Source organism: Bartonella sp. MU37NMGALS (assembly GCF_042194015.1).
GTDB lineage: Bacteria > Pseudomonadota > Alphaproteobacteria > Rhizobiales > Rhizobiaceae > Bartonella > Bartonella grahamii.
This window is the reverse complement of record NZ_JBHIML010000129.1, coordinates 1-658: the sequence shown is the minus strand read 5'-3', so window position 1 is coordinate 658 and position 658 is coordinate 1. Positions and strand designations below refer to the sequence as shown.

The following is a 658-nucleotide window of genomic DNA, read 5'->3' as shown; positions in this document are numbered from 1 at the left end:
AAAAAAATACGAATTTATTGATGATTGTGAATATATCGATGGTCATTTCTTAACTCGAATTAGAGCCTTAAGAGATTTTGATGATGTCAAAAAAGGCGATTTAGGGGGGTATATTGAAAATGAAAGCAACTTATCTCATGAGGGCAATTGCTGGGTTTATAATAAAGCACGGGTCTTTCAAAATGCACGCGTCTTTGGAAATGCTAAAGTAAAAAGCTTTTTTGTTGATGTCTATGGTAATGCTCAAATTTATGGGAATGCTATTTTTGAAGGTATGACATTAAAGGACAATGCAAAGCTGTCTGGTAATGCGCATGCTAACAACGCCGTTGTAATTGAAGGCAATGCAAAAATTTATGATAACGCCCGTGTCACTGATCATGCTCATATTTCCGATAATGCTGTCATTTGTGATGATGCCCATGTCGGAGGCAATGCAAAAATAAGTGGCTCTGCTTACATTTGTGATGAATCACGTGTTTTTGATGATGCCGTTATTTGTGATGCTCTTATCTCTGGTTCTTCATATATTCATAGCAATGCCTCTTTAACAGCTAATGAAGATATCTGTGATGATGCATATCCTGAGTTTGGTAGCGAAGATGATTATTATCGTCATGAGTATTATGCTGATTTTGAAGGGTATTATGACGATGAT

The 658-nt window shown here is 36.2% G+C and carries 1 protein-coding gene; it reads left to right on the top strand.

What is annotated here, in order from left to right:
* The coding region (locus ACFIJP_RS09510; protein ID WP_375627178.1) for a hypothetical protein at positions 1–658 on the top strand (658 nt) is incomplete at both ends.